Consider the following 16,529-nt stretch of genomic DNA (forward strand, 5'->3'; position numbering starts at 1 on the left):
TGAAATAATTGGAAATCACAAACCTTCTTAATACTTTTGCTTAAAGTAATAGGAACAGGCCGAAAAAAAGTCCTTGTCTATTAATGCAAGGCAAATGCTAAGAAGCTAACAACGAATTTTGAATCATCAAATAATTACTATGGAAACTACATTAAATGTCTCAGATATTATATCCATAATCAACATGGTGATATCTATAGGAATAATAAAAGTATTAAGAGAGAAAGAATCTTTTTTTAAAAGCCAAATTGACAGCCTTAAAGATATACATAGCATATCCGAAGAAATATCAAAAAAACAAATTGCTGAATTGAAAGAAAGTAAACTACAACTTGAGAAAAAGTTAGTAGAATCTAATGTAAACTCTTATTCTTATATAAATAGTATAAAGAGTGAGATAGATAAAAATATCTTGATAGAAATAAAAAAATTATTCAAAGATTATGAAAGATTGAAGCAAAATCTATCACAGCCTCCAATGAATGATGTTGAACTTCATTTATCAATGGCCAAAGCCTTTTCAGCAAATGAAGAATGGCTAAAAGCAGCTAAGCAATTTGAATATGTAACAAAAAACAATAATAACTGGGAGCTATTTTTTTCTCAAGGAATAGCATTTGCTAATTCAAGAAATAAGAAATATTATTTAAAGGCAATTGAATCATATAGTTTAGCTATAACATATATTCCCGAAAATAAAAATACTAATTTAAAGGCTAGAATCTATATATATAAAGGAAGCCTATTAAAGCGTTTACATAGATTAGATGAAGCTAGGAATGATATTGAATTAGGACTCTTTTTCGCGAATGAAGATTACGAAGTGTCAGATGGATTATACAATTTAGCATGTATATATGCTATGCAACAAAATAGTAATAAATTTTATGAGATTATTACAAAACTAGAAGAAATAGAGGATAACCAAACATTAAACCGCCTAAAGTATAGACTTAAAGAGTATGCTCCACATTTTAGTGATAAGATTTAGACTCCCTTAAGTTCAATCATGGGTAAAAAACAAGGTAGCCTGTTTAAGAATAACTAAAGCCGGATTTTTCCGGCTTTGCCCCTTTTTATTTCTTTTTTCTACGATTTGCTAATTCTTTGCCACTAATTTTCTTTACCTTTTGACCGCCATACACCGTGTGTAATTTATCCCGTTGCATCATCAACAGATTTCTATAAGGGATAACCTCAAACACTTCTGTATAACTTAAACGAAGGGTATCAATCAAATGGGCTATTTGCCCAAAGAACGTTGTGTTTCCTACTGTTTCGGTTTTGCTGCCAGCATCGACACGTTCTTCATCAAGCTGACACACTGAAAAGCCGATATATCCATCATAGAGAAACACATCTCCAAAGCGACTTTGATTTCATCAAAGGTTCCGTTTTCCAAAGCCTTAGCCATATTCTCATTACCGCAAATAAAACAGGAGATGCCTTTCAGCATATCATCGGTGGCTCGGGGAAGTTCCTTGATAGCTTCCATGATGTTGTCACCTGCCATACCAATATTGGAAAAATAACGAATAGCACTACATATAACCTTGATAGTGGGCGGCTTGATTGTATAAACAACTCCACCTATTTCGACATTCTTAAAATCAAGCCCTAAAAGGGCATCAGAAACTATTTTTGCTGCTTGATTCATGATTCTAAATTGAAACAAGGGTGAAGCGAATACCACCACCTCACCCTTGTTGTTTACAATCGTTTTACCTCAAAATATTACGCTACTGGCACCAATGCTTTGATAGCTTCCTCTTCGTAATTGTATTCAGAAGAAACACCTTCGATTCCTGGTTCCTGAACCATTCCACGTACTGCAATGGCAATAGCCTTATCCGTATTAGCTTCACGGGAAATGATACGGCATTTGGGGAAGATAAACCAGACATCATCATCAGTCAGACAAAATAAAGCCTTATTAACGATAACTTTGTCTAAGGCACGTTTCCAACCGACATCTGTAGAATCTGCCTGGACGATATCACCACCCATAAAAGCTTTTTTTGTTTTCCAGTCATATTGCCCGATAGAGAAAGAAGGGGAGACTTCACCTGGTACGTCATCGTAACGGTAATTCTTTCCTGTTAGCTGATTCTTATATCCAGTGACGGAGGCTTCCGTTTCTTCGATCTGCCACGTTTCCCCATGTACATTCAACACTTCGTTCTTAGCTTTAATAGCGGCTTGAATCAAAGTCTTTGCGATTTCTGGGGTAATGTCTGCCGTTACCTTATCAGTGTCGGCAAACAAGATTCTTTTAATTCCTACTGCTGAAATCATAATTATCGTTTTACATTCAATACTTCAAATAAAATTCTTACATTCACATAATGACACTTCAAAGCTGTGTCCGCTTCTGTACCGATTGAATCGATAGAGTAACGATAGCGGGTACTATCATAGGTGTTAACTACATCATTAAACAGTTTGTTGGCTTTTCTTTCGAGTTCATTCAGTCGAATGGTATTTGCTTCTCCTTCTTTTAAGTCAGGTACACAAAGATTCACTTCTACGAAAGACTTCTTCCAATATTTGTCCGTCTGTTGCTTCTTGACGTGAATGACAATCCTTTCAGACTTCAATTTCCCCGTAAGTGTTTCACCATCGGGTACAGTATCTATTCTGAAAGCCTTGCAATCTCGGTAGAGAATGTTTCCTATGTCGGTAGTTACTATCATCGTTCAAATCTATCTTTCAATCTTTTTTCAGTCCTTACAGCAGCACTACCTGCAACTTCATATCCTTTAGATTCAACAAATGAGGCATATTCAGCTTCATTTTTCAGTGTCAAGCCCGATTTATCAACTTCGTAACCATTGGATGCTCTCAAATGCCCTGTACGGTCTTGATAGCTTCCTGTCCTCTTGGCATCTTCTACGAAAGCCTTGCCTTCTGTTTCCATGCCTGCAAGAACTTCGGAGTCTCCTTCATCGAAGAAATCATCAACATCGGAGAAATCGAAATCTACATCCATAATTCCGAGTAGTTAAAATAGCTCGTACTCTTCACCATATAAACCTCGCCTTGACTTCTTACGTTATCGCCATCCATACAACGAACTTCATCTCCTGCCTTGATAGCGGTTCTCTTCTCGCATACCACATGATAGTTCGGGCGATATACTTCGCCATTGTCTGACTTAAACTCTTTGGTAGTGTTATCGTCACAACGGCACTTGCATACCTCCTGCCAGCTTTCACCACCGGTTCCTGGGATGGGTCTACCGAACTCATCCTTATCCATCGGGATGATAACCTTTGCTTGCAATATGTGTGGAGAGAATATCATAAGAAAGTCACTTTGGGTTTGTTACTCAACTCGTCTTTCAAACCGTACTGCTTGCAGAGAAAAGAATAGTAGTCTTTGATACCTTGTATATTCCAAGACATAGAGAAACCACTTTCACTGATTGATGTAGCACGGAGTAGGAGAGAAGGGATGAACTTCGCAATTGCAACGAAGACACGTCCACGGCAATCCTCGTTCATCTCATCCTCTCCGTTTACATCTGCGTTCAGACACATATCAAAAAGGTCGGCTTTCGATAAATTAATGCCGAAAGACTGAAACTTCTGTGATATGTATTCATTTACCGTCATTTTAATATGGTGTAATCAGTCTGCTATATGCAGTATAAGAGTAATGCGTACAATACTTCGATTTGTAGATATATCGGAACGGACACTTAGGAACTGAAATTTGTTTTCCTTGCATTGCCGTAATAGTTGTTGGTTGCTTTACCGGACTATCTGCAATCATAAAGATTGGTTGCGGAACTGACATTACAATGTAATCGGCCGGAACAGCTTCAAAAGTGATACACTGGATATCCGGCAGAGCAACATTAACGGATGGGGCTACGTATTTACACTCGAAAGGTTCAACACTCGATGCCTGTACGTTCAAGGAGACTAAAGACATCATTAAAAAGCCACACATGGCAAAAATAAAATTCTTCATTTCTTTTTTGAATTATAAGTTACACAATGGAAGGGTAGGAGTACTACCCTTTTTTACTTAATATCTAATATTTCTTTAAGTTTGGTAGTTGACTCTTCGTCCAACTCGGCAATCTTGGCTAAAAGAGTCTCTTCTTTCATGTTCCCGGTCGCTTGGACACTGATAGACTTCAAAGCGTCAACCAAAGCCTTTTTCTCAAATTCCTTTTCAAAGAGGGATATTTTGAGTTCCCTCTTTTCTTCAGGAACTTTCACTTCAACCCGTTCGCCAAGTCTGCGGTTTTCCATATCCAATACACGGGATTCCTCACTGACTTCAATCACTTCCCCCGGATTATAATATTGTCCGGTGAATTTGTCGCGGAAAACAGATATAACCTTTACTTTCATATTCTCCTCCTTATGCTGACTGGATTGATGCAATTTCGCTCAAGTCAAAATTGGTAATCAAATCCGGGTTGGTAATTTGTGGAATCCATTCTGCTGTATATTCCATATAACGGCCGTTCTTGTCACGGTAGTTGGATATAAGCATCTGTCCCTCTGATGGAACATAAGTACGTCCTGATACCGGGTCTGTCGCTTCATACGGGGTATGATGGCGCATATAACCGACCTCGTCACTGTTGAGCAAGGTGATGCGGTTGTCCGCATAAATCTGTACGTTCTTTCCTGTCTGGTCTTTCACGTAATCCTCTTTGATTTCGATACGTGGCAGACCGATACCGGTGAATACTTCAGAAGCCAACGAAGAAGAAATCAAGCCAGTACTCAATTTCATTTCGTTAGTGCCGAGAATCATCTTGTACTGTTCGCCAAATTCAGAAGAGCCAAGTACATTCTTGTTGAAGGTTGTACGTGTCATAATCATCTTGGCATAAGCACCAAAGTCTGGAGCTAGTGAATGCAGTTTTTCTCTCAGATAAGAGATAAACATATTCTTTCCATCAACAATTATATCTCCGGCTGTAGGCTTAACAAAGTTGAACGGAAGGGAAATCTCCAACAGTTTGTTGTCGGTTTGACCGGAAGTGATAGCAGCATCCTTATTGTAAACGGTGGCTTCACCAGTCATCAGTAATGCACCGACAATAATATCCATACGCTTGTGAGCTGCAAGGGTAATCTGACGGTAGTCGTCTGCCAGGAAGTTTACGATTTCTTCCAGTGCCGTATTTTGGTCTGCTGGTTTAGCCTGATTGAACTTGTCAATCAAATCCTGCAATTCAGACAGACGGTCAATAGACATTTGATATGCATCGCCCAGATAGGCTATTTCACCATATCCAGAACCGATATTTCTACGTTCACGGATGGGCTTTTCACCGAAACGTGAGTTGATAGAACCGGCCATCACTCCAGTTACAGAGCCGATGTAGTCTTTGAATAGACGGGTAGTTACTCTGCGGAAAGTAAGATACTGCTGCCAATAGATTGTATCTTTACGCGTTTGGTTCACACGTCTGATGATAGCGGACATAATGTTCGCATCATCGAATAATGTTTGAATCGTTAAAAACATATCCTACCTCCTTACTCGTTAAATTCAAACCATCCCTTCATATTGGCTTTATCGTTCTCGGAGAACGGCATAACCAATTTTGAAGGCTCAATCTCTGCGGCTGTACGGAGCAGCGCAACTAACACGATACCATCTTCCACCTTTGTTCTTTCATACAACGCGGAGTTTGAAACATACTTTTGTTTCAGCCCGTCGACTGCGGTTGCTTGGAAGAGAACTGCATCTTTGGCGATATTCTCACCAAAAGCAGCCTTGATAGTCAAGACATCGTAATCTTTATTAGCCTTGTCGATGGCTGTCACTTCCGCGCCTTTAGTACCATTACCAATGAACATTCCCACATAAGCCAAAGAGTTCTTGGCAATTTTGATACTTGTACCAGAAGTGTATGCTTCGATAACTCTCACATTGATAACCGCATAAGCAAACTTGTTTTTCAAGTCTGCATAAATTGGTGTAAATCCGGGAAGGAAACTTCCCACTACAAGGTTCTGCGTGTCGAGCTTGAATGGGCCACGTCTACGGATGCCTGTCTGGACATCGTAGCGTTCCTCTTGCTCAACAGGCGGAACCAAGTCATACTTAAATCCTGCTGACATAATTAATTCTTGTTTTGTTCAACAATAGTTTTCGTTCCCTCGTCAATCATCTTAGCGATAGATTCAGATTCTTTCTCAATCTTCTCTTCCGCTGATTCGGGAGGTGTAACACCTTTGAAGCCGTCATTTGCGAACTCTTGCTTCAAGTCCTTGAAATAAGCATCCAAATCCTCATCGTCCTTGATGGCGCACCTCTTGGCGTAGTTTTCGGGAATACCATACTCCTTTGCTTTGGCAAGAATCTGCTCCTGACGGGTAGCTTGCAGCTTTTCTTGCTTCAAGGTGGAAACCTCCGTCAAAAGGCTCTTGTTGGAATCAATCAGAGCCTGCGCCCATGCAGGCACATCGTCTTTATTTTCTTCCGTTTTGATGGTTGTGGTAGTAGTGGTAGTTTCGACTGGCTTACCGTCTTTAAGGTTATGCTTCTTCTCGTAGTTAGTAACTGCCGTTTTTGAAGCATCCCCGGCACGGAAGTCACCGTAGGAATTAAGCACGTCCGAAAAGCTGATACCCTCTACGATGGAGTTTACTTTTGTCTCGTCCGTTACACCCTCTGCCTTTTTAGTGGCGATTCGGGTTAAGATAGCAGTGTCCACCCCAGTGAATTTTTGTTGCAGTCCTGCTAAGATAAGTTCTTGAATATTCATACCGTATGAATTAAATTGTTATTTAAAATTCGTGGTATAAAAGTAAGGAGGATAAAAGAGGAGAGAAAATAATTGAATGGATGAAAAACAACAATTGGGTTATTGTTGGAAAATGGTATAAAAAAGGCGTGAAACCGAATGGAATCACGCCTAAATAAGTTTCCAAGAGACTGATTAGTGTGTTAATTGCAATTGCTTCTCCAAAGCCTGTTTTATATATCCATTGATAGTTGTTCCAGCTTCTTGTGCTAGCATAGCAATCTTACTATGAATCTCTGGTGAGATACGAATATTCAATGTTCCGCTATATGGTTTGCGAGGTTCTACACCATCGGCCAAGCATCCAGCAAGATAATTTTCAATTCCGGCCTCAAAATCAGCACGGAGTTCATCAATGGTACTGCCTTCATAAAGAATCAAATCCTTACTCATTCCAAGCACCTTTCCAAAAAGGCAGTTATCAGCTTTGCTGTATTCTACTGAACCTTTATATCCTTTATATTCCAAGTAGTCCATATTCAATTCTTTTATTTAATTAAACCATTACTTTTCAAATGCTGATATATTGTTTTCATCATCCAAGCTTTCATTATGCTGCCTGGATGTGGTTTGTGAATATCAATATATTGTCCCGTCTGTTCATTCTTGAATCTTATACGAGAGCCGGATGTTGCACCTTTGTTGTGTTCACTGTATCCAAAAACAGACAGCAACTTTAAAGTTTCTTCATAAGTGAAGTCTTTAGGCAGTTTACAAAAACGGTTTATCAGTTTTTCTTTAGTACCCATATTAGTTCGTTCTTTCTGCAAATGTAACTAATTTTAGTTACAAAACAAAATAAATAGAGAAAAGTTTCAATCAAACAAAAAAATAGCGGCAATTCTATCGAATCACCGCTAAATGTTCTGTTTTTCTTGTATTGGTATTATAATCCTCGTAATTTTTTTGGCTACAAAGCATTTTTCTGTCCTGTTTTTTCTATTTGATTATTTTTTGCCGCCTGTTCTTCCTTGATTTCTTTAAGTTCTTCTTCCACTCGATCGGCATTCCCGGCAAACATAATTCCCTCACGTGTTGACCAAATGCCACCACTGACAGCAGAAACGGCAGTATTTACCTTGTCGTTCAAATCATCAATCATATATGGAACCAGTTCTGTTTCTATGTCGATGGTCTGTGATGCCTTGCTAAACTCGGTTGGATTGATAGAGCCTAAAGCGGAGACAATGAAATTTACTCTTCGTTGTAAGAACTCACCGATAACCTCACCGTGATTTTCTACCGCCATGTGTGCACCCATAAACATGAAACGGAAAGCGGTGCCTGATGCTTTGCCAACACCTTTTAATGTTTCAAAGGATATTCTTGGAGTGTTTGACATATCATAAGCCATGTTAGTAAGTGTTTCAGCTTCAAATTTAACCGTATCAGGGACTTGGTTCCATGTCAGATACTGGGCATCCGCACCTTCGCCTGTGAGTTTTACCATTCTATCCTTAACCTTACCCATGAACCCTTCCACATCACCAATCAACTTTAATAAAGGGAAGAAATGATAGTCTATACAATCGGCATAATTGGATAAAAGTTTCTCCAACCGGACGCGGAAGGTCTTTATCTTCTTGCAATAAGGTTCAGGACGGTAGGCATAGAGAACCGGCAGTTTGGGGAATCCGTGAACGAAAGAAGTCCTTTCCTCATACCCTTTAGATAAATCCCACTGATAGACTGCTTTATCCGTGATAGTCATAAAACAAGTTACCTCCGAATCATCCATGAGCTTTTTCTTGTACTCACGGGAGAAAGCAATCATCTTACCTTCATCGTTGAAGAACGGATATAGCTTATCGCCTCTGAATGGAGACCATAACACGCTTTTCAGTTTCTTGGTAGGTTTAACCTTGCCACCAAATGTGGTCTTAACTTTCTTCCAGAACTTCGCCCAGAATGAATCATCATCGGTAACATACCAATACTCGGCTACTTCCTGTTCGGAAAGCCAAGCACGGACAATCTTCTTGTTCTGGTATTTGATTTTATTGGACTTGAATACAGCCTTGACAGCATCCAACAGTTTTTTTTCATCATCATCGGTTGGAGTGCAATCCATTGAAGGTTCGGTGCTGACAGTAAAAGCCGTTTGAATGTTCACTATATCTTGTTCCAAAGGAATAGATATACGGTTTACCGGTTCGGTCTTGTATTGTGCTTCAATCTCGTAGGTCTTGCCAGTCTTTTCATCGAAAACTTTTTCCGCTTCCTTTTCAAGAACCTTTCTGTTCGGGTACTTTTCTTTATCCACTATAATTTCATGGCGTTCCGGATTCCAGTCGTCCCAAAGTTTACAACGGTCGGGAAGCTCGGTTTTTCTACCTTTCTTTAAGTAGCTTATTTTCTGCCCGATGTCAGGCAATGCTAATATTTCTTCAAGCGTTAATGACATAATCTATATTTTTAGTGTGTGAATATTCCAGTTAAGTCTTTTGGCTTCAAAATACGTCCTAAAATATGCCCTAATATATAATATCTAATAGGGTCGATACAGTGATTCCAAGCGTCTATCGGCTCATTGATATAATGACCGTCCTTGTCTTTATCCCAAACATATTTACGGAGTTCCTCAATGATATGGTATGAACGTTCAGTAACGAATAGTTCCATCTCATGTATTTTATCAATGCCGGCTTTGATTGAACCGGGGAACTTATCTACTGGGTAGATATTTACACCTCGGTTCTTTATCTCTTGAATCAAACGAGGGTCGGCACTATCTCCGTAGACTTTCAGCCCCCACGGCTTCAATTTTTCGGCAATGGCATTTGTGAGCATTCCAGTTTCATAGAATAACTCATCAACATACAATCGGTTATCTACGATGCCACAACGAATACCTGTTGACGGGTCGTTGGTATAACCCCAGTCGGAAGCAAGAGCTACTTTCTTAGCATAAGCCGGGAACTCTTTCACGATGCCCCATTTCTTGAACACAGCACCTTCCGCAACATCAGCCCAACGACCGATAACCACATGAGCATACTTTTCGGGGTTATTCAACTTCATGTCCTCTACCTCTTTTAGGAACTCAGGAGAAAGATTTTCCAAGTTGTCAAAGTAGGTTGTATGGATATGTAGCACGTTCGGATGAGTGGAGATTTGAACTTGTACACCGTTAATCTCTACGAGTTTATGGGTATTTTCAATGTATTTTTTGTAGATGAAGTGATTAGAGTCACAAGGGTTCATTATGATGATAATCCGGTTCTGGATACCCTTCTTACGGATGGAGAGCATTATTTTATCGAACTCTTCTTCATTCGTCCACTCTTCCGCTTCATCGCAGACGAAAGTAGTGATACCTTGGATAGATTTTAGTTTCGCTGTTTGGTTTCCTGATGAAGTTTTGATACCTCGGAACATGATACGGCTCTTAGTCATTTTGTTGACTATATCCGTCTTAGTAGTTTTAAAGTATTTGGTCGTTCCGTCCAAGTCTATCTTCTCCATCATTTCGGGGATGATAGATATGCCGGCAGAAACCATCGTATAACGGGTGTAAAGAATCTGATGAACTATCTTCTCTACTGGAGTCATTTCAAAAGTCAATCGCTCAATGAAAGTGGAAGCATTGAAAGACTTCCCGCTACCACGCCCACCGGTGATAAGAATTATAAATTTTTCCTTATCCTCGTATAATGGATGGTAAATTTCTTGAGGTACTATCATTTCAGCTTGTCTTTAATCCAAGAATCAATGTTGATACCGTGGTCAATATCAGTAGGGATATCTGCATCTTCATCCTGCTTGCGTTCAACCTTTCTCCAATCTTTATCGTAATGGTATAGCCAAGTCATTTGAGCACTCAAATTGGGAGCTAGCTCACCTTCTACAACTTGCACTTCTTCTTCGCCTGTCAGATTGCCATCTCTATCCCGTAACTTCCGAACTGTGGTATTTTTAGTTTTTATGCCACCAAGAGCCATTGCAAGAAATTTGGCGCGCACAAGGGAATTTATCGCACAACGCGCACGTGAGAGGACATCACTTAATTCACTGTATGCACTTTTCTTTTCGCTAAATTTTTGTGGCGATAATCCAATAGCATGGGCAATCTCCTTATCTGTGAATCCCTTTTTGGCATATGATTCCACGAGAGAAAGAAAGTCCTCGTTTGTATAGTCAAACTTGGGCTTTCTTCCTCCTTTTCTTTTCTTTTTTTGAGATTCACTGTTACTCATGTCAATCTATCCTTTCAATTTGTTCATCGAACACTTCTCCCTTTATGAACTTCATATCCGGGTCATACCCGAACCTCTCACAGAAAGCTGCTTTAGCTTCATAGGTATCAAAGGAAAGCATCACGTAGGCATCCATATCTTGAGCCTGTTTCTGTGCATTCTCTTTTACCTGTTGCTTGACCTCTTTCATGTGGGCAATCTTTTCGGCACGTTCCAACTGTTTAGCGGCTTTATCAGCTTCTTTCTGCTCGGCAACTGGTGCCATCATATCAGACAGAGCGTCCGCAATGGAGTTTTCTTCTTCGGTCTGTAATAGGTAGTCAACTCCAATCATGTTCAAGTCAGCATCGGTCAGACCGGCATCTTTCCAATCAATGTCGGGAACAATCCTTGCAAGAGCATCGAAATTCCATGTTCCCTGAGCATTCGGGTTATTCATCAGAATATTGAGTTCCTTTTCCTGCTTTTCGTCCACGTCTATGACATCAACACGAATACGGTAGTCATTATCTGGAAACTTCTGTAATTCGTCCATAACGGTTAAACGTTGATGTCCGCTGACTACTGTAAGACCTGTACGCTTATTAACGACAATTCCACCAACCAATCCGAATTTTTTGATACCACGTTTCAATGTCTTACGTGATTCATCGGATAGTTTTCGAGGATTATAATCAGCGAAGTGAATGGCAGAACGATTAAGTTCTACCGATTCACTCTTTATGTATTTACTTAGTTCCATATTAACCATTGTTTAATCCTTGCGCACGTCTTTGCGATATTTGACGGCGAGCCAATTTATTCATGGTGCTATTGTAAGCATCTACAATCCGCAAATTTCTACTGGTAAATCTTGTACCGTATCTATTTTCGGCTTCACGTTGCAATCTTCCTGCTTGCAGACGTATCTGTTCAACTGTTTTGTTTCTTTTTCTGACTCAAGAACTCCTTTCCCTATCCATTACTTAACCCACGCGAAGAACTTAGCATATTGTTTCTAGCACGAATAATACGATTATAATTTCTCATAAAGTTGCTATTTCCCTGATTTTGCAAATTTGCACGAATCATGTTGGCTGCTCTGTTTCCAACAGCATACTGCCTTCCGGCTTCACTGGTATTGGGAAACATTGTAGTATTATATCTAGCAGTTCTTTTAGATATTCTTTTGACTCAATACCTCCTTTTATTTATCCGTTACTCAATCCAAGACTATTACGTCCTTGACGGGCGGCTCTTGAATACTGTTGGTATACGCTTCCGTTTCTTGTATAATTCAAACGGCTAAGGTTACGATACATGGCACCGCCAATACTGTTAATCCTTGCTTGTCTTGTAGGATTACCATCTGCTGCACGGCTCAAACGGTTTGTCTGTACTCCAATATCAGCAGCGCTTTTCATTCTACCTTTTCTTCTGTTTTTGACTCAGTTGTTCTCCTATCAATCTTGTTTATTATGGTGTTCCCAAATCACTCTTTCAGCCATTGGAAACACTTTGTAAATTCTCTGTAAGTCCTGTGGGTAATTTTTTTCCATCCAAAGCATACAATCAAGATTAAAACCAACTCCAGAACTGGCTTTTAGTGAGTATCTCACTGGTTCTGGAAGATTATGTTGTCTCATGTAAGCGAGAATGTCTTTCTGATTCCAATCAGCCAAAGGGTAAACCATGCCGTTATTCTCATATCCATTTTCTTCATAACCCTTCAGCATAAGTCTGCGATTCATACCATCGGCTTTCTTCATGCCTAAGAAGGTATAATAGACATCGTATTTGAGCTGCATAGCTTTTACTACATCTGTCAACTTCAACAGTTTAACTTTTGGATTAGGGACACAATACAATCCGCCACGGAGAATGTATGTAAGGTTCCAGTGTGGCACTTGAATGAACACTATCTTAGGATATTTGGCTTTAGTCCAGTTTATCCAACGGTTTATGTGTTCCAAGTCCTTGACAAAGTACATAAACACACAAACAATCCGGTCAAACTTCGGATAGATTAAATCAAGCAGAACAAGCGAGTCTTTACCGAGTGATAAAAACAGTAAAGCCTCATTCGATTTTACCCGAATGAGGTCTATATACCGGTTCGCTTGCTCTACCTTATTCATGGTTAACCTCCGGACATACCCAATGACACACGTAAATCAGCATAACGTTGTCTACGTGAACCTAACTGTGTGGCACTAGCCGTACCTCTACGGTTGGCAACCAATCTACCGCCTGCACCTGCTCCATTCATGTTTCTGCGCGGTCCGGCTACTCTGTTAATTCTTCTTGCGACTCAGCAAATCAAATTTTAGGTTTAAACAATTCAATCTATATGTTTCTCTAGTATTTCGCCTAAAGTATAATCCATTTGAGCGGCAAGATATTCTTCACCCTTATAGGTGTAAACAACATCGTTACCTTCATCATCTGTGAGAATTGATGCTTCTGCGCCTTTCACCTCAACTATAATATACGGACGTTTACCCCTATATTCACCAGTTAGCAGTTTTATGGCATCGTACTGGATAGGTTTTAATTCTATCTCACCCTCTTCAGGTAATTCTTCATCAGCCTTATATTCTTTACCACCACATAAGTAGGTTATGTACTTTTTTGCATTGGTAGGTCTAATTTCGCGGTATTCATGAGTTTTTTTACCTGCTAAAATTTCATCGAAATACTTTTGCTTAATACTAAGCGTTAGAATGTTCATAATCGTGTCTTTTAAATTAATAATTAAGTAGTTGCGGGTAACGGATTCGAACCGCTGACCTTCACCAAGTCAAAGTGACGAGCTGCCCACTGCTCTAACCCGCGATAGTACTTCAAAGATACTATGTAAACCAAAGATAATGAAAAATCTTCAACCTATAAAACCAACAATAGGTGAAATGTTGGTTATTTCTTGCTCTGTAACCATTTATCACGCTTTTCTCTACACGCCTCTAAGGTAGGCGCACAACAAGAAAACAACTCACTACTTTCAGTACGAAAGTCGTATTGGTACATCTTTACTCTTTTGCCTTTCAGTTTGGTGTTATAGGTAGTGTAATTCTCTTTACCTGGTTGGCATACGCTGCAACCGTTTTTGTTTATTGAGTTCATAACTAATATATATATTTAAAATTTTACATTCAATCTTTCTTCTCTTATATTAAAAATCACAAGCGTGCGTATATTGTTTTTTTAGGCTCTCTAAGGCTTTTTCTGTAACTAGATATGCGTAGCGCTCATTGCTGCCAATACGCTTGATAGAACGTGTTTCTTTGAGAACGACAGGATTGTTGAAGATGACTTCATACTTGTTGCCGCAACTCGTTATCAGAAAATCAACGCTACGTTTATATTCGTCCAGTTCTGTTGCTTTGTATTCACCTTTAGGGATGAAATTGGGATTGGGTACTAAGTAACCTTCTGCTACTAATACGCTAGAGTTATATACTTTCATAATCGTGTATGCTAATAAAAAAACATCTTACAGTGGTTATCGTACAATCTTGACCTCAACGGGCTAGGGTTGGCGAGCCAAGCAAAATGAAAACTTAGGCTGATTTCACACATTACGTTCTTATGGTGAATCCATTGTTCTTTTGTCATAATCGTGTATTATTAAAGGTTCATATATAAACAAGTCAGATCACATTCTTCATCGTAGTCGTATTCAAGCGATACAGGTGCAAAGTATTGTTGTATCTTCTTTGCTGCTGTTTCATTCTTACCCTCAAAAGAGAAAGTAAAAGAGCGCTTGCCTCTGACTGTTATTTCAACCGGCACGCCGGCTACTTTAGTCATATTACTTTCAAGTTCTTGCTTTGTCATAATCGTATATTTAAGCGTTAATACCAATTGCATTTCTCATAAAGTCACTCGCTTGCTCTACTGACATATCCAACTTCTTTTGAATCAGAAGAAGCATACAGCTTACTTGCTCTTTTGTATTTAAGTTGCCTTGTACAAATTCTGACATGATGAACTTTTCTATTGTTCTTTGTTTAATTACTGATACTGCCATAATCGTGTGTATTGTGGTAGCCCGAAGGCTACCGGTTAAACTTAGAACTTCTCAATTTTGAGATTATCATTGATAATAAATCTACGACCGCACTCGCAAATAATATGGGTTTCTGTAATTCTTTTGATTACCCTTACTACATCTTCATGTATTATACATGGTGTATCATCTGCATAGTGACCGTTAGCTAAATCACCTGACACTCTGTATCTCAAACCAACTTCTATCTCTTTTGTATTCATAATCTTTTATATTGTGCAGGGCGAAAGCCCTGCTGGTTTATACTATTATTTAATACCGCAAAGTTTTGAAACTTTCAGTAACTCTTTATCGCTCATAAATATGAGGTCGAAGAAAACACCTTCATCAAAAGGTTTGTTTTGTAATATAGCTGCTGATTTCATTTCACTCATAATTTGAGCTATCAAACTACCTTTTACCTTATCACTCATTTTTGTTGCCATAATCATATATCTTTTAATTGTTATTACTTCGTTTTTGATGATGCAAATGTAAATGATATATTTGACATTGTAAATAAAATAAGAAATAAAATTCTTTCTTTTAACTTTATTTTGTAAATGATATGTTTGACACTGTCATAATAAACGTATCTTTGCAAAAAAATAATAGTATGAATAGAATAGAATTACTTATTAAAGAAAAAGGGTATAATATGACATCTTTTGCCGGAAAGATGAATACTACAAGGCAGAACTTATACGCCATATTAAAAAGCCCATCCTACCCAACGCTTGAAAAAGTAGCAGAAGCTTTGGACGTTCCTATGTGGCAGCTCTTTGCATCACCAGAAGAAGTAAAAGATGATGCTAATACCATAACCTGCCCCCACTGCGGAGGTAAAATACATTTCGATAAATAACTGAGTATGCCAGATTATGAAAACATACAAAGAAAAGAGTACTGCAAATCATAATAACGTAGTTTCATATTTAGATTGGCAGAACAATGGAAGACATCAATAAAACATTTACAATTCAATGGGTAGGGCCATTTAAAAATCTCGAAGAAATAAAAGAGTATGAAAAAGATGAAAATACGGCTGATAAAAGTCTGTTCAGCTTCTACTTTTTTAGTGGTCATAAATATAATCAACAGAAAAATAAGATTTTTAGATATTTTGGCATACACAAGAGAGTTGACAAAATAACCAAAAGGCTAAATGTAAGACATTCGCACTTCTCCGAGTTTAACAATGATGATGATTTGAATATTTGGATTGGAACATTTGCTTGTTCAAATGATCAAGAAGACGAACGCAATATTGAAGATGTTGAAACTCTATTCATTTCAACTTACAATGAATATCTTACGGAAAATATAGTCAAATCTAAAAATCCTCCTTCACAATCTATATGTGTGATAAATCGTTGGTATGATAAAAATGATTACGAATGGATTTACCGGAAAAAAGATACAGCATTCATAGATGATGTTATTGTTTATGAAAAAGAATATAAAAAGGTATTCACATCTAAACTTAAATGTAGAAATGTGTATAATGAATAGCCGGAGCACTAAA

Annotated in this window: 30 protein-coding genes and 1 tRNA gene; 3 read left to right on the top strand and 28 right to left on the bottom strand. The window is 38.6% G+C overall.

The features are described from left to right. The first annotated feature begins 139 nt into the window (after positions 1–139). Positions 140–991: a hypothetical protein gene (locus ACGHVY_RS05075; RefSeq protein ID WP_390597575.1), complete on the top strand. Its 852-nt coding sequence runs from the start codon at positions 140–142 to the stop codon at positions 989–991. Positions 992–1,270: 279 nt separating this feature from the next. On the opposite strand, the gene ACGHVY_RS05080 is transcribed toward ACGHVY_RS05075, so the two are convergent. The 28 genes from ACGHVY_RS05080 to ACGHVY_RS05215 all read right to left on the bottom strand — a co-directional run bounded on the left by ACGHVY_RS05080 (position 1,271) and on the right by ACGHVY_RS05215 (position 15,450). Continuing rightward, positions 1,271–1,657 carry a hypothetical protein gene (locus ACGHVY_RS05080; RefSeq protein ID WP_390597576.1) on the bottom strand — a complete coding sequence of 129 codons (387 nt, stop codon included), beginning with the start codon at positions 1,655–1,657 and terminating at the stop codon, positions 1,271–1,273. Positions 1,658–1,734: 77 nt separating this feature from the next. Next, entirely contained in the window at positions 1,735–2,295 is a 561-nt protein-coding gene (locus ACGHVY_RS05085; RefSeq protein ID WP_195662509.1) for a hypothetical protein, read from the bottom strand. Between the two features lie 2 nt (positions 2,296–2,297). After that, positions 2,298–2,693, bottom strand: coding sequence for a hypothetical protein (locus ACGHVY_RS05090; RefSeq protein ID WP_390597578.1), 396 nt, complete (start codon positions 2,691–2,693; stop codon positions 2,298–2,300). After that, positions 2,690–2,989, bottom strand: a complete 300-nt coding sequence (locus tag ACGHVY_RS05095) for a hypothetical protein (protein ID WP_390597580.1) — start codon at positions 2,987–2,989, stop codon at positions 2,690–2,692. Before ACGHVY_RS05095 ends, ACGHVY_RS05090 begins: the two co-directional genes overlap by 4 nt. Further along, positions 2,980–3,303: a hypothetical protein gene (locus tag ACGHVY_RS05100; protein ID WP_390597582.1), complete on the bottom strand. Its 324-nt coding sequence runs from the start codon at positions 3,301–3,303 to the stop codon at positions 2,980–2,982. Before ACGHVY_RS05100 ends, ACGHVY_RS05095 begins: the two co-directional genes overlap by 10 nt. Then, positions 3,300–3,614 (bottom strand): DUF6706 family protein, encoded by a 315-nt coding sequence (locus ACGHVY_RS05105; RefSeq protein ID WP_390597584.1) that lies wholly within the window; start codon positions 3,612–3,614, stop codon positions 3,300–3,302. Before ACGHVY_RS05105 ends, ACGHVY_RS05100 begins: the two co-directional genes overlap by 4 nt. Before the next feature lies 1 nt (position 3,615). Next, positions 3,616–3,975, bottom strand: a complete 360-nt coding sequence (locus tag ACGHVY_RS05110; RefSeq protein ID WP_390597586.1) for a hypothetical protein — start codon at positions 3,973–3,975, stop codon at positions 3,616–3,618. Positions 3,976–4,028: 53 nt separating this feature from the next. Beyond that, positions 4,029–4,364: a hypothetical protein gene (locus tag ACGHVY_RS05115; protein ID WP_390597588.1), complete on the bottom strand. Its 336-nt coding sequence runs from the start codon at positions 4,362–4,364 to the stop codon at positions 4,029–4,031. Positions 4,365–4,374: 10 nt separating this feature from the next. Continuing rightward, on the bottom strand, positions 4,375–5,496 hold the full coding sequence (locus tag ACGHVY_RS05120; protein ID WP_390597590.1) for a hypothetical protein: 1,122 nt from the start codon (positions 5,494–5,496) through the stop codon (positions 4,375–4,377). An 11-nt stretch (positions 5,497–5,507) separates the two neighbouring features. After that, positions 5,508–6,095: a head fiber protein gene (locus ACGHVY_RS05125; RefSeq protein ID WP_390597592.1), complete on the bottom strand. Its 588-nt coding sequence runs from the start codon at positions 6,093–6,095 to the stop codon at positions 5,508–5,510. A 2-nt stretch (positions 6,096–6,097) separates the two neighbouring features. Further along, positions 6,098–6,742 (bottom strand): hypothetical protein, encoded by a 645-nt coding sequence (locus tag ACGHVY_RS05130; protein ID WP_390597594.1) that lies wholly within the window; start codon positions 6,740–6,742, stop codon positions 6,098–6,100. A gap of 174 nt (positions 6,743–6,916) precedes the next feature. Next, positions 6,917–7,258 (bottom strand): type II toxin-antitoxin system HicB family antitoxin, encoded by a 342-nt coding sequence (locus ACGHVY_RS05135; protein WP_390597596.1) that lies wholly within the window; start codon positions 7,256–7,258, stop codon positions 6,917–6,919. An 11-nt stretch (positions 7,259–7,269) separates the two neighbouring features. Beyond that, on the bottom strand, positions 7,270–7,530 hold the full coding sequence (locus ACGHVY_RS05140) for a type II toxin-antitoxin system HicA family toxin (protein WP_390597598.1): 261 nt from the start codon (positions 7,528–7,530) through the stop codon (positions 7,270–7,272). A 161-nt stretch (positions 7,531–7,691) separates the two neighbouring features. Further along, on the bottom strand, positions 7,692–9,185 hold the full coding sequence (locus ACGHVY_RS05145; RefSeq protein WP_390597600.1) for a phage portal protein: 1,494 nt from the start codon (positions 9,183–9,185) through the stop codon (positions 7,692–7,694). Positions 9,186–9,196: 11 nt separating this feature from the next. After that, positions 9,197–10,465 (bottom strand): PBSX family phage terminase large subunit, encoded by a 1,269-nt coding sequence (locus ACGHVY_RS05150; protein ID WP_390597602.1) that lies wholly within the window; start codon positions 10,463–10,465, stop codon positions 9,197–9,199. Next, complete coding sequence (locus tag ACGHVY_RS05155; protein WP_390597604.1) at positions 10,462–10,977, bottom strand: hypothetical protein; 516 nt, start codon at positions 10,975–10,977, stop codon at positions 10,462–10,464. The genes ACGHVY_RS05150 and ACGHVY_RS05155 overlap by 4 nt, the downstream gene beginning before the upstream one ends. 1 nt (position 10,978) lies before the next feature. Beyond that, positions 10,979–11,719, bottom strand: a complete 741-nt coding sequence (locus tag ACGHVY_RS05160; RefSeq protein ID WP_390597605.1) for a ParB N-terminal domain-containing protein — start codon at positions 11,717–11,719, stop codon at positions 10,979–10,981. Between the two features lie 448 nt (positions 11,720–12,167). Next, entirely contained in the window at positions 12,168–12,380 is a 213-nt protein-coding gene (locus ACGHVY_RS05165; RefSeq protein ID WP_390597607.1) for a hypothetical protein, read from the bottom strand. 39 nt (positions 12,381–12,419) lie between these two features. Continuing rightward, the gene (locus ACGHVY_RS05170) at positions 12,420–13,094 is read right to left on the bottom strand and encodes a phosphoadenosine phosphosulfate reductase family protein (RefSeq protein WP_390597609.1); all 675 of its coding nucleotides are present in this window, start codon (positions 13,092–13,094) and stop codon (positions 12,420–12,422) included. A 2-nt stretch (positions 13,095–13,096) separates the two neighbouring features. Then, on the bottom strand, positions 13,097–13,225 hold the full coding sequence (locus ACGHVY_RS05175) for a hypothetical protein (protein WP_255421080.1): 129 nt from the start codon (positions 13,223–13,225) through the stop codon (positions 13,097–13,099). Between the two features lie 72 nt (positions 13,226–13,297). Then, complete coding sequence (locus tag ACGHVY_RS05180; RefSeq protein ID WP_175629666.1) at positions 13,298–13,687, bottom strand: ASCH domain-containing protein; 390 nt, start codon at positions 13,685–13,687, stop codon at positions 13,298–13,300. 31 nt (positions 13,688–13,718) lie between these two features. Continuing rightward, positions 13,719–13,791 (bottom strand) — tRNA-Val (locus tag ACGHVY_RS05185). Positions 13,792–13,872: 81 nt separating this feature from the next. Beyond that, positions 13,873–14,079 carry a DUF3873 family protein gene (locus ACGHVY_RS05190; protein WP_175629665.1) on the bottom strand — a complete coding sequence of 69 codons (207 nt, stop codon included), beginning with the start codon at positions 14,077–14,079 and terminating at the stop codon, positions 13,873–13,875. A gap of 49 nt (positions 14,080–14,128) precedes the next feature. Further along, positions 14,129–14,422 carry a hypothetical protein gene (locus ACGHVY_RS05195; RefSeq protein WP_390597611.1) on the bottom strand — a complete coding sequence of 98 codons (294 nt, stop codon included), beginning with the start codon at positions 14,420–14,422 and terminating at the stop codon, positions 14,129–14,131. Positions 14,423–14,583: 161 nt separating this feature from the next. Next, entirely contained in the window at positions 14,584–14,793 is a 210-nt protein-coding gene (locus ACGHVY_RS05200) for a hypothetical protein (RefSeq protein WP_390597613.1), read from the bottom strand. Between the two features lie 10 nt (positions 14,794–14,803). Continuing rightward, the gene (locus tag ACGHVY_RS05205) at positions 14,804–14,986 is read right to left on the bottom strand and encodes a hypothetical protein (RefSeq protein WP_390597614.1); all 183 of its coding nucleotides are present in this window, start codon (positions 14,984–14,986) and stop codon (positions 14,804–14,806) included. 41 nt (positions 14,987–15,027) lie between these two features. Further along, positions 15,028–15,228, bottom strand: coding sequence for a hypothetical protein (locus ACGHVY_RS05210; protein WP_390597616.1), 201 nt, complete (start codon positions 15,226–15,228; stop codon positions 15,028–15,030). A gap of 45 nt (positions 15,229–15,273) precedes the next feature. After that, a complete protein-coding gene (locus ACGHVY_RS05215; RefSeq protein ID WP_007759483.1) occupies positions 15,274–15,450 on the bottom strand; it encodes a hypothetical protein in 177 nt (58 codons plus the stop codon). Positions 15,451–15,620: 170 nt separating this feature from the next. Here ACGHVY_RS05215 and ACGHVY_RS05220 point away from each other — a divergent pair, with 170 nt between their 5' ends. Next, on the top strand, positions 15,621–15,869 hold the full coding sequence (locus ACGHVY_RS05220; protein WP_390597618.1) for a helix-turn-helix domain-containing protein: 249 nt from the start codon (positions 15,621–15,623) through the stop codon (positions 15,867–15,869). 86 nt (positions 15,870–15,955) lie between these two features. Next, on the top strand, positions 15,956–16,516 hold the full coding sequence (locus tag ACGHVY_RS05225) for a hypothetical protein (protein WP_390597620.1): 561 nt from the start codon (positions 15,956–15,958) through the stop codon (positions 16,514–16,516). Positions 16,517–16,529 lie beyond the last annotated feature (13 nt).

It is taken from the genome of Bacteroides sp. f07, assembly GCF_042854785.1.
Taxonomy (GTDB): Bacteria; Bacteroidota; Bacteroidia; order Bacteroidales; family Bacteroidaceae; genus Bacteroides.